Annotated in this window: 11 protein-coding genes and 3 pseudogenes; 6 read left to right on the forward strand and 8 right to left on the reverse strand. The window is 62.8% G+C overall.

Annotation, left to right across the window (positions count from 1 at the left end; all coding sequences use genetic code 11):
- Window positions 1–434: 434 nt before the first annotated feature.
- The 8 genes and pseudogenes from AB3X89_RS19340 to AB3X89_RS19375 all read right to left on the reverse strand — a co-directional run.
- Entirely contained in the window at window positions 435–656 is a 222-nt protein-coding gene (locus AB3X89_RS19340; RefSeq protein WP_368584701.1) for a dodecin family protein, read from the reverse strand.
- 251 nt (window positions 657–907) lie between these two features.
- Window positions 908–1,675 (reverse strand): inositol monophosphatase family protein, encoded by a 768-nt coding sequence (locus tag AB3X89_RS19345; RefSeq protein ID WP_368584702.1) that lies wholly within the window; start codon window positions 1,673–1,675, stop codon window positions 908–910.
- Between the two features lie 33 nt (window positions 1,676–1,708).
- Window positions 1,709–1,837: a hypothetical protein gene (locus tag AB3X89_RS19350; protein WP_368584703.1), complete on the reverse strand. Its 129-nt coding sequence runs from the start codon at window positions 1,835–1,837 to the stop codon at window positions 1,709–1,711.
- Window positions 1,838–1,876: 39 nt separating this feature from the next.
- Window positions 1,877–2,368 (reverse strand): annotated as a pseudogene (locus tag AB3X89_RS19355) (ParB/Srx family N-terminal domain-containing protein).
- A 193-nt stretch (window positions 2,369–2,561) separates the two neighbouring features.
- Window positions 2,562–2,822 carry a hypothetical protein gene (locus AB3X89_RS19360; RefSeq protein WP_368584704.1) on the reverse strand — a complete coding sequence of 87 codons (261 nt, stop codon included), beginning with the start codon at window positions 2,820–2,822 and terminating at the stop codon, window positions 2,562–2,564.
- Between the two features lie 217 nt (window positions 2,823–3,039).
- Window positions 3,040–3,828, reverse strand: a complete 789-nt coding sequence (locus AB3X89_RS19365; RefSeq protein ID WP_368584705.1) for a formate/nitrite transporter family protein — start codon at window positions 3,826–3,828, stop codon at window positions 3,040–3,042.
- A gap of 144 nt (window positions 3,829–3,972) precedes the next feature.
- Window positions 3,973–4,152: a DUF892 family protein gene (locus AB3X89_RS19370; protein WP_368584712.1), complete on the reverse strand. Its 180-nt coding sequence runs from the start codon at window positions 4,150–4,152 to the stop codon at window positions 3,973–3,975.
- A pseudogene (locus tag AB3X89_RS19375) lies at window positions 4,135–4,632 on the reverse strand (manganese catalase family protein); the annotation flags it as partial. The pseudogene AB3X89_RS19375 and the gene AB3X89_RS19370, both read right to left, overlap by 18 nt.
- Before the next feature lie 555 nt (window positions 4,633–5,187).
- On the opposite strand from AB3X89_RS19375, the gene gltS reads away from it, so the two are divergent.
- From gltS to AB3X89_RS19405, 6 genes and pseudogenes are all read left to right on the forward strand, one after another.
- Window positions 5,188–6,390, forward strand: coding sequence for a sodium/glutamate symporter (gene gltS, locus AB3X89_RS19380; protein WP_368584706.1), 1,203 nt, complete (start codon window positions 5,188–5,190; stop codon window positions 6,388–6,390).
- Between the two features lie 25 nt (window positions 6,391–6,415).
- On the forward strand, window positions 6,416–7,276 hold the full coding sequence (locus AB3X89_RS19385) for a class I SAM-dependent methyltransferase (protein ID WP_368584707.1): 861 nt from the start codon (window positions 6,416–6,418) through the stop codon (window positions 7,274–7,276).
- An 83-nt stretch (window positions 7,277–7,359) separates the two neighbouring features.
- Window positions 7,360–7,824, forward strand: coding sequence for a hypothetical protein (locus tag AB3X89_RS19390; protein ID WP_368584708.1), 465 nt, complete (start codon window positions 7,360–7,362; stop codon window positions 7,822–7,824).
- A gap of 123 nt (window positions 7,825–7,947) precedes the next feature.
- Window positions 7,948–8,952 carry an AraC family transcriptional regulator gene (locus tag AB3X89_RS19395; protein WP_368584709.1) on the forward strand — a complete coding sequence of 335 codons (1,005 nt, stop codon included), beginning with the start codon at window positions 7,948–7,950 and terminating at the stop codon, window positions 8,950–8,952.
- 212 nt (window positions 8,953–9,164) lie between these two features.
- Window positions 9,165–10,967, forward strand: a complete 1,803-nt coding sequence (locus AB3X89_RS19400; RefSeq protein WP_368584710.1) for an acyl-CoA dehydrogenase — start codon at window positions 9,165–9,167, stop codon at window positions 10,965–10,967.
- Window positions 10,968–11,036: 69 nt separating this feature from the next.
- Window positions 11,037–11,232, forward strand: a pseudogene (locus AB3X89_RS19405) (electron transfer flavoprotein subunit beta/FixA family protein); the annotation flags it as partial.

An 11,232-nucleotide genomic window follows, 5' to 3' on the forward strand; every position in this document is an offset into this window, starting at 1 on the left:
CTCAGGCCCGTGCTGCAACGGGCACGATTTTGGGGACAAAAAAAGAGCGCCGCGCATCGACGCCGCAGATCATTTCAACGCATATTCCGCCGTCGCGCTCTCTCTAGCGATTAGCAATCCGGAGTCGCGACTATTGCAGGAGAGGAAGGTCGAATGATTGCGGCCATGTCGTTCATCGCTGGATTGCTCGCGGTCTTTATTGTCTGCTATGTGCACTCTGAGATCCCCAGATTTACAAAGGGCGGGTTAACCGCGTCGTAGCCAATCTCGCGGTGTTTGGCGTGGGCTGCAGTTTGGGCTTCATTTGTGCGCGGTTTTCCAGCGCGCTCGCGCCATCATGGATTGGATTGGCCGGAGGCTTCAGCGGTCCACCTTCCACCCGCAGCCCGGCGCGCCACGTTCGAGTTCGTCACGTCTTGCGATCAGCCGAACTCTCAAGTCTCATACTTGAACGACACGGACACCCGGGTCCGATATTCAACCAACTTGCCGTTGTCGATCTTCATGTCGAGCTTACAGACTTCGGCGATTCGCAAATCACGAAGCGAGTTAGCAGCGGTTTCTACAGCATTTTTCGCAGCCTCCTCCCAGGAAGTCGGACTCGTGCCGACAATTTCTGTAACCTTGTAGACGCTGGACTGTGTGCTTGCGGCCATGATCTCTCTCCAGGATGGAATGGGCTATTTTTTACGTGGCGCATCCCCCGTGCCTGTTTCGCTAATCAGCGCTAGCAACCTGGCAGCATCCAAGCTAAACGACGCGTACAAACCTGCTTCGGCCCGCGAAGTGGGGTCGGCCACGCCTGTCAGTGTGCAGGTGTCCGACGTGGGCACCTTGCATCTGACCTTATATCCGTTGATGCAGATGTCGCTGTAATTTTTTGGCCAATGTAGCGCCGGTGACGCGATTACGGTTTTCCGAGGACTCCAAGCGCCTCGGTGTGCAACCCGGGAGTCGCAGCCGCGACGACCGTACCATCGAAACGTTCAGTGATTGGATGGCCCGACCAGGTAGTAACCATGCCACCCGCGCCCCGAACGACAGGCACTAGCGCCATCACATCGTAAATTTCCAGGTCTGCTTCCACAACGAGGTCAATGTAACCGGAGGCTAACAAGGCGTAACCGTAACAGTCGGTTCCGAACCGGGAGATTGCGACAGAACGCGACAGCGTTGAAAAGGCCCGTGACGCTTCACCGATAAATATCTGTGGGTCCGTTGTGCAGAGTCGGGCATCGCGCAATCGCGTGCATGAACTGACTTTGCACGGAGTGCCATTGAGAACGGTGCTATTGCCGTAGCCTATCCAGCGCTCACGCAGTGCTGGGACTTCAATCAGGCCGTAGACAGGAAGTCGACTTTCGAGTACCGCGACGAGCGTCCCGAACAGCGGAAGACCCGATACGAAGCTCTTCGTGCCGTCGATGGGGTCAATCACCCAGGTTGTTCCGTCTCCAGTCTCGCCGCCTTCCTCTTCGCCCACAAGGTGGTGCGATGGATGCCGCGACAAAATTAGTTGACGAAGCCGTCGTTCTATCTCGCGGTCCGCGATTGTGACGGGGGTCGCGTCGGACTTCGTTGTAACGTCGAACCTCGTTCTGAAGTGCTTCAACGCGAGGATTCGAGCTTCGTCGCCGAGCGAGTCCAGAAACCTGCATGTATCCGTTGGTGTCATGTTGCTACCTCCATAAACTACCGATATTCGGCGTCAGGAGGGCGCATGAATCTGCACGACGAAATTCGCGACCTCCGGCAGGCAGACGATGCCATTTCGGCTGCGCAGTCTCGAATCGGCCACCAGCTCGAGTTGCTGCAGGCGCTCGAGAGGGATGGGCACAGTACGGCGCGAACGCGAAACCGAACCGTGTTCCTCTGGCTAGGCCGGCAAACGCAATCTCGTCCTGAAGAAGCTTGCCCACAGAAACGACTCGTACGCACGCTTTGGTTTGCGGTAGGCGCCAGCACGTCGCGCAAATGCCGCGAGGCTTTAATAGGGGTCGTCCGTCATTGCTGAAAGCGACATCGGCATTTCGCCGATCGCGCGTCGCAAGCCACGATCATCGAACGGGTGTAGCCAATGCCTTTGCCTCATGTGTTCCCAAAACTCGTCGGTCTCCAAAGCAGCGAAATCAGCCACAACTCTCACCGGAACGTTGTCGATTCCCATGGTCCGCCAGGCGCACGCCCAGTGGTGATGATCGACAATAAAGAAAGAGCGTCCCGGTCCCAACGCGACGCGGACCGCATGTCGCTCCATGAACGCGTTGATGTCGTTGGAATGACGGTCGGTCAGCAGCGCTTTGGCGCTTACGTAACGCGTGCCGATTGTCATTTGTGTCGGCCGCAAATCATTGACACACAAGTACATCACGATGGCGAAGCATTGTTGAAATGCACTTTCGGCCGAGCATTAGCCATGCCTCGATATGGCGGGGCCGATGAGATCCATCGGTCACATCGCAACGGTTGCCGCGCGCGCATCGACCGACCAGCATTCGGCATCCCCTTTCGTGCGTGCCTCCGTGGTCCCACTCACGAAGGAGCTGTGCCTCGCGTTGTCGTCACTGCTTCATCGCGCCGGTCGCGTTAGAGCCGGACGCGCCTTGGGGCGACATGCCACTTTCGCGTTTTTGCATCAATGTGCCACTCGCCGGTTTGCCGGTACCGGCGTCCGCGGCACGGCTCATGCTCTGCCCGGCGGTACCCGGCTGCGCGCTGTGAGCATCCTGCTTCGGCTGCACGCTGCCGGTATTGGTTTGCGCAAACGCGTAAGCGCCGGCAATCAATGAAATTACGCCCACTCCTGCCACTATCAGCTTCATGACGATCTCCAGTTTGGGAAGCGCTCCGGGAACTACGTACCCATCCGCGTAGCACGGCTCGTGCCGTCAAAGAGCATCGTTGGCGGGGCCTGGTTCATGTCGGCTCGGGTGTGATGCGCTGCGCGTGGCCGAGATCAGCCGTCGCGGCCTGTCATCTCGGGCGCGATCGACGCATGGTTCAGCAGCCCGACGAGGGCGACGCCACCGACCACGTTACCTAGCAGCGTCGGCGCGAAAAATCGCAGCAGATAGTCCTGCACGGCGCATGGCTGCGCAGCACCGCGTACGCCGCTTCCACTGAGCCAGCGATCACATGCGCCAGATCACACACCGCAACAACATACGTGAGGACCGCGACGATCAGCACGGCGGCGGATCTCGCGCTCGGCAGCAGCCAGACCATCAGCGCGATTAGCCAGCCCGCGAGAACCGCTTTCATGGTCGTGGAAGCAAAGGTCGAGCCGTAAGGGGCTTGCGACAACTGGTCGAGAACCGGAGCAAGCTTCTGCCCGAACGACGTCGGCATCATAAGGATCCCGGCGAAGATCCATGTCCCGGCCAGATTCGCGGCCAGTACGATCACCCATAGCCGCAGCGCGATAGCGGCAACCGGCAGACTGCGCCTCGTCAGGACCGGCAGCAGCACGGTCAACGTGCTTTCGGTGAATAGTTGCTGGCGCCCGAGCACGACGATGATGAAGCCGACGCAATAGCCTGCCGCGCCAGTCAGCGAGATGCCGCCGTGACCGGGCGACGACGTCTTGCTTTCGAGCACCGCCTGGGTCAGAAACGAAAAACCCATTGACAGCCCGGCCGCCAACGCGGACCACAGCAGCGCGAGCGGCTTGCGGCCAAGCGCCGTCTCGCCTTCCTCCCGGATGATCTCGTGAATCACCAGCGCGCGAGGTGAACTGTGCGCGGAAGCCTGGTCGCGCTCCTCGTCATCGAGATGGGGCGACGCATGTCCTGCCGGGTGATCGTCGTTTGTTCGGGGCTGGCTTGCCATTCGCAATGCTCCAGGTTGATTGTCGCGATCGCCTTGCCGATAACGCTGACGTCGAAGCCACTCCGCTGTCCGATGCGGACCGCGCCGCAAAGGCCAAAGTGCTCACTTGGCGACGCGATTGCGCGTCTCGAATCCCACGTGTGTCTACCTTTTCGCTTCGTCGCGGTCCGCAGCAGAGCGGCCAAGGAATTGCGTGACCGTCTCCGGCAGGTGCTCAAGCAGCCACTTCGCCATTTCGATTTCCTGCGGCAGAATCTGCTCGCAAACCTGACGGGTCTCGATGTCGCCCGCCGCGTTGGCTGCCGCGTCGGTGACGTTGATCAGCCGTTCATAGATGATCTTCGCGCGCGCTTCGGCCGCGATGTTCGAGCGCAGGTCCGCGGTCGGCTCGCCGATCGTGTCGATGTACGCGGCACTCCACGGGACGCCGCCGGAGTTCGTCAGCGGCGGTCCGCCGCCGTATAGCACCTGGGTCAGGTGACTGTCGTTGCCCGCGCCGTTGAGCTTGCGATAAAGCCCGGCTTGCTGCTCGACCGCTTCGGCGAGTTCCCCTTTCGCGCCGCGATTCAACATCGCGACGATCGAGCCGATGATCTCGAGATGGCTCAGCTCTTCGGTGGCGATATCGAACAGCATGTCCTTGCGCCCGGGGTCTTCTTCCGCAACGGCCTGGGTGAAGTAGCGCATCGCGGCGGGCAGTTCGCCTTGCGGACCGCCGAACTGCTCCAGCATCAGATTCGCGAGCCCGGGATTGGTCGTGCCGACGCGAACCGTGTACTGCAGGCGTTTGTCGTGCATGAACATCCGGACCTCCATTGGAGTTGGTAGTTGGGTCTTCCCTCCGCCGTGCCACGCATGCGGAGCGCCGTCGGCTGGACGGCACGAATCTGTCTGCGCATGCCGCGTTCCTGCCCGCCTGACACGGGCTGCCAGGGCTTGCCCAAAGCAGGCGGGAAGCGTTGTAACAGGCTAGAGGTCTGCAGACCAACGTTGCGCGCACGTGCGAGCCGGCGCCCGCAGGAGGCGGTTCGCGAAGAGGACCATCGCATTGCGGGATTGCCGACCGCGTCTGAGCGTAGGGGGTTTACTCGTAGCGCCGATCGGCACTGATGCCATGCACGCAGCCGGCGGAGCCCTGTATGCGGGTGTTCTGGACGTTTTGCCACGCTCGGTCCCTGGTGCCAGAACCCACTCCCGGACCTCGCCGGATCCGCGAGCGTAGATAGCGCGGATAGAGGTTCGGTTCATTTCTCCCGTTGTGGCGCGACGTCATCGGCCGACTGCATTGCGTCAAGGAAAATCATACTTAGCCTGGACGGATTGGCTAAGATGTCGCAGGTTCGCGCTCGGAGGCCATTCATGACTGTCGGCGTATATGCCACGCTGGTCGCGACGTCGCTCGTGCTGCTGCTCGGCGAAAAGCTCGTGCAATGGATCGGCGTGCTGCGAACCTATTCGATTCCGGCGCCGGTGGCAGGCGGGCTCATCGTTGCGATCTGCGTGCTGATCACACGCATCACCACGCAAGTGCAGGTCAGGTTCGATTCGACGCTGCAGGCGCCGCTGATGCTCGCGTTCTTCTCGACGATCGGCCTGAATGCGCATCTGTCGAATCTGAAGGCGGGCGGGCCGGTGTTGATCCGCTTTCTCGCGCTGGTCAGCGGGCTGCTGATCCTGCAGAACGTGATCGGCATCCTGCTTGCGTTCGCGCTCGGCGTCGATCCGCTGCTCGGCATTCTCGGCGGCTCGGTCACGATGTCGGGCGGGCACGGCACCGGCGCCGCGTGGAGCCAGGTCTTCACCGAACGTCACGGGCTGGAGTCGGCGACCGAGATCGCGATCGGCTGCGCGACCTTTGGACTCGTGATGGGCGGCGTGCTCGGCGGTCCGGTCGCCCGTGTGCTGATGCGGCGGATCAGCGCCGACGAATTGCTGCGCGTGCAGCAGCTAGCGGACGAAACGCTGGTCTTCGAAGAGCCGAAGGCGGAGCAGGCCACCACGCCAGCCGCGATCATCACGACACTCGCGCTGATCTCGATCTGCCTCGCGGGCGGCGAAGTGTTTGCCGACTGGATCGCGGACACCGTGTTCGAATTGCCGACCTTCGTCTGCACGCTGTTCATCGGCGTGATCCTGAACAACGTGCTCGCGCTCATGCGTGTGCGGATCGACCAGCACGCGGTCGCGCTGGTCGGCAACGTCGCGCTCGCGCTCTTTCTCGCGATGGCGCTGATGCGGCTCGACCTATGGGAGCTTGCCGCGCTCGCGTTGCCGATCATCTCGATCCTCGCGGCGCAAACGCTGCTGATGGCGCTCTACGCGATCTTCATCACGTTCCCCGCAATGGGCCGCAACTACGACGCGGTCGTGTTGTGCGCGGCGCAATGCGGGCTCGGACTTGGCGCGACGCCGACCGCGATCGCGAACATGCAGGCGATCACGAACCGCTTCGGCCATTCCCATATCGCGTTCCTGATCGTGCCGATGACCGGTGCGTTTTTCATGGACATCGTCAATGCGATCGTGATCAAACTGTTTCTCACGCTGCCGTTTTTCCATTGAGTCCAGGCGAATACAGGCAAATACCATGAGCAATCAACCCCACATCGCACCCGACAGCACCGCCGCGCGCGTCGCGCTTTGGCGTGCGCTGCACGTGCAGGCCGACGCGCCGCCGCACGTGCTCGAAGACGAAGTCGGCTTGCAATTGCTGGCTCCCGCCGAAGACTGGCTCAGCCGCGGTGACATGGACCTTCGGTTCACGCGGCCGTTTCGTGCGTCGATCGTCGCGCGCGCACGCTTTATCGAGGATCTGGTCGTCGAGCAGGCCGGGCGCGGTTTGGATCAATACGTGATCCTCGGCGCCGGTCTCGACAGCTTCGCGCAACGCCGGCCCGACATCGCGTCGCGGCTCACCGTGTTCGAGGTCGATCCGCCGGGACCGCAAACGTGGAAGCGTCAGCGGCTCAGCGAACTGGGTTACGGCCTGCCGGACTGGCTGCGTTTCGTGCCGGTCGATTTCGAAGCGGGCGACAGCTGGCGGCAGCGTCTGGTCGCCGAAGGCTTCGACGAAAGCAGGCCGGCCGTGGTCGTGTCGACCGGCGTCAGCATGTATCTGACCAGGGAGGCGAATGCGGCGACGCTGCGCGAAGTGGCCGGGCTCGCGCGCGGCTCGACGTTCGCGATGACGTTCCTGTTGCCGCTGGAGATGGCGGACCCGGACGTGCGCCCCGGACTCGAAATGGCGGAGAAGGGCGCGCGTGCGAGCGGCACGCCGTTCATCAGCTTCTTCATGCCGCAGCAGATGATCGACATGGCGCGTGAAGCAGGCTTTGACGACGCGCGGCATGTGTCCGCGGCCGATCTGACGCAGCGCTACTTCGCGGCTCGCACGGATGGGCTGCGCCCGCCGGGCAATGCGGAGGAACTGCTGGTGGCGAATACTTAGGGGCCTCTGCGGTGGGTTGAATGCGTGACCGCGTTCCTCACGCGGCTATAATCGCGCTCGAACATGGCCTTCGAAGTCTACTCATGAAAAAGATCGCAGCCTTCGCACTCGTCGCATGCGCACTCGCCGCCTGCTCGTCGTCCCCGGAAAAGCAGGCGCAGCGCGCCCAGCAGGAAATCCTTCATAGCGAGCCGAACCTCCGCGCCGCGCAACGCGACGCGGTGATCGACTGCACACCGGCGAATTGCGATGCCGCGTGGGCGGCGACCAAACGCTATATCGAGCAGCATTCCGACACGCACGTGATCCGCGCGGACGCGGTCGCGATCGATACCGACGTGCCCGACGATTCGGGCAAAGCCGCTTTCTCAGCGACCCGCGCGAACAAGAGCACGGGCGGCGCGACGCTGTCGCTGTTCGCGCAGTGCCGCGGCATGTATGGGCCCGACAGCGCGAAGGGCGACGACTATGACGAGTGCGCCGAGAAGATCCTGAAGACCCAGAACGGCTACCTGCCGTATCTGCGCTCGCACGCATCGGCGCAATAGGCGACCCGCTAGCGGAAAGCGCCAGGCCGCAAACCCGGCACTCGCGTAGCGATTCGCCGAACCCTCGCCACGATGCGGCGGGAGGCGCTATGCTGATGCGTCTTCGCCTCGCGGAACCCTGTCATGCAAGCTCCTGGCGCCACCGTACCGATCTCGCTCGTCAATGGGTTCCTCGGCAGCGTCGGGACGCGGCCTGATATCGTCGACCGGCATTTGTCCGGCGCGAATATCCCGCGCGCGCTGCTGAGCCAGCCTGGCGCGCGCGTCACCGAGGAACAGTTCTCGACGCTCTACCGCTCGCTCGCGATCGAACTCGACGACGAGATGCCCGGCGTTTTCTCGCGCCCGCTGCGCAGCGGTGCGCTCAAGTTTCTGTGTCTGAGCCTGCTGGATGCGCCGAACCTCGAAACCGCGATGCATCGGTTCGGCCAGTTCTTCCATCTGGTGCTCGACGACTTCCGTTTCGAGTCGCGCCGCAGCGACCTCGTTGCGACGCTGGCCTTGCATCCGGGAAGCACGGGCGCGCAACCCAGCATCCTGGGCCAGGAGCTGATGCTGAAGCTCGCGCATGGGATCGCGTCCTGGCTGATCGGTCAGCGCATTGCGTTGCTCCAGGTGCAGTTCGCCTTTCCCCGTCCTGCTCACGCGCTCGAGTATCTTTATCTGTTTCCCGGACCGGCGAAGTTCGACTGCAATCAGACCTCGATGCAGTTCAGCAGTAGCTATTTCGATCTGCCCGTGCGCCAGCGCAAGGCGAACCTGCGCAGGTTTCTCGCTCGCGCGCCGGAAGACTGGATCTTCGTGTCGTTCAACGAGCAGCTGTTCAGTCATCGCGTGCGGGAACATCTCGCGTCCCGGCTGCCCGACATCCCGTCCATCGAAGAGGCGGCGGAAGGCCTGCACTGTTCGGTCAGAACGCTGTGCCGTCATCTTGCCGCCGAGGGCACGGCGTTCCAGGTGCTCAAGGACGAATTGCGCCGCGACATCGCGATCCAGCGCCTGACCGGCACCCACGAGCCGATCGCCATCATCGCGGGCGACGTCGGCTTCGGCGACCCCACCGCATTCCATCGAGCGTTCCGTCACTGGACCGGCAGCACCCCGGCGGCCTATCGCCGAGGTGGCTGATCTCGTCGTATCAATGCGTCGATAGCACCCGCCGACGCACTTCCCACGGGGCGCTTACTTCCTCCGACGTGGCCAGAGATGTCAATAGATCGTCCGGTTTGGACAACCGGGCAGGGCCTCTCCGACGCTACGATTCAGCCATACGTTACCCCGGCCGCATCGGTGCCACACGGGTGACTTTCCCTACGGACTATCTGATCGGAAGAATGGTAATGAGCTACGTCGCGCCTCTCAAAGACATGCTGTTTGCAATCACGGAACTGGCCGGAATCGACCAACTGGCGGGCTTGCCCGGCTGCGAGGACGCGACCGCCGATACCGCCCGTGCGGTGCTCGAAGAGGCCGCGCGCCTGCACGAAGGCGTGCTCGCGCCGCTGAACGTCGACGGCGACCGCAACCCGAGCACCTGGAAGGACGGCGCGGTGACCGCCACGGCCGGTTTCAAGGATGCGTTTCGTCAATTCAGCGAAGGCGGCTGGCAGGGTTTGCAACATCCGTCTGAATACGGCGGCCAGGATCTGCCCAAGCTGCTGTCGACGCCCTGCATCGAAATGCTCAACGCCGCCAACCTGTCGCTCGGGCTGTGCCCGCTCTTGACCGACGGCGCGATCGAAGCGCTGCTGACGGCGGGTAGCGACGAACTGAAGCAACGCTACGTGCCGAAGATGATCTCCGGCGAGTGGACCGGCACGATGAACCTGACCGAGCCGCAGGCGGGCTCCGACCTGTCGCTGGTGCGCACCCGCGCCGAGCCGCAGGGCGACGGCTCGTACCGGATCTTCGGCACGAAGATTTTCATCACCTGGGGCGAGCACGATATGACGGAAAACATCGTGCATCTGGTGCTCGCACGTACGCCGAACGCACCGGAAGGCGTGAAAGGCATTTCGCTGTTCGTCGTGCCGAAGTTCCTCGTCAATGAAGACGGTACGCTCGGCGAGCGCAACGACGTGCACTGCGTATCGATCGAACACAAGCTCGGCATCAAGGCGAGCCCGACGGCCGTGCTGCAGTTCGGCGATCACGGCGGCGCGATCGGGCAGCTCGTCGGCGAGGAGAACCGCGGTCTGGAGTACATGTTCATCATGATGAACGCGGCGCGTTTCGCGGTGGGCGTGCAGGGCGTGGCGATCTCGGATCGCGCGTACCAGCAGGCTGTTGCGTATGCGAAGGAGCGCGTGCAGAGCCGTCCCGTGGATGGCTCCGCGAAGCAGTCTGTCGCGATCATCCAGCACCCGGACGTGCGCCGCATGCTGTCGACGATGCGCGCGCTGACCGAAGGCGCACGCGCGCTGGCCTATGTGTCGGCGTCGCATTGCGATCTCGCGCATCGTCATCCGGACGGCGCGACGCGTGCGAATCATCAGGCGATCTACGAATACCTGGTGCCGATCGTGAAGGGCTGGAGCACGGAGATGTCGCTGGAGGTGACGAGTCTCGGCGTGCAGGTGCACGGCGGCATGGGCTTCATCGAGGAAACCGGCGCCGCGCAGTTCTACCGCGACGCGCGCATTCTGCCGATCTACGAAGGCACGACGGCGATCCAGGCGAATGACCTCGTCGGCCGCAAGACCATGCGCGACAACGGCGAGGTGGCCGGGACGCTGCTCGCGCAGATCGACGCGACGCTGGCCGCGGTGCAAGGGCACCCCTCGTATGGTTCGAGCGCGGCTTTCCAGGCGATGCACCGTCATCTGTCCGCCGGCCGCAACGCGTTGCACAGCGCGGTGCGTTACGTGGTCGAAAACGTCAAGCGCGATCCGAATGCGGTGTTCGCGGGCAGTGTCTCCTTTCTGATGCTCGCGGGCATCGTGCTCGCGGGTTGGCAAGTCGCCCGCTCGCTTGTGCTCGCCGCCGACAAGCGCGATGAAGACCCGGGCTTCTACGACGCGAAGATCGCGACCGCGCACACCTACGCGACGCAGGTGCTGCCTCGTGCAATCGCGCTCGAAGCGACGCTTCGCGGCGCTCGCGATGGCGAAGGCGCGCTGGCGCTGCGCGAAGACCAGTTCTGATCGATCAACGGACGTAATGTCATTCAAGACGATAGGGCTCGGCCCTATCGGTGTGGGAAGGAGAGTGTTGTGAGAGTTCTTGTAGCAGTCAAGCGAGTGGTCGACTACAACGTGAAGGTCCGCGTGAAATCGGACGGTACGGGCGTCGATATTGCGAACGTGAAAATGTCGATGAATCCGTTCGACGAAATCGCGGTTGAAGAAGCCGTGCGTCTGAAGGAAGCGGGCGTCGCGACCGAGGTGATCGCCGTCTCGGCCGGTGTGA

The sequence above is a fragment of the Paraburkholderia sp. BR14320 genome (assembly GCF_040948665.1).
Lineage (GTDB): Bacteria > Pseudomonadota > Gammaproteobacteria > Burkholderiales > Burkholderiaceae > Paraburkholderia > Paraburkholderia youngii.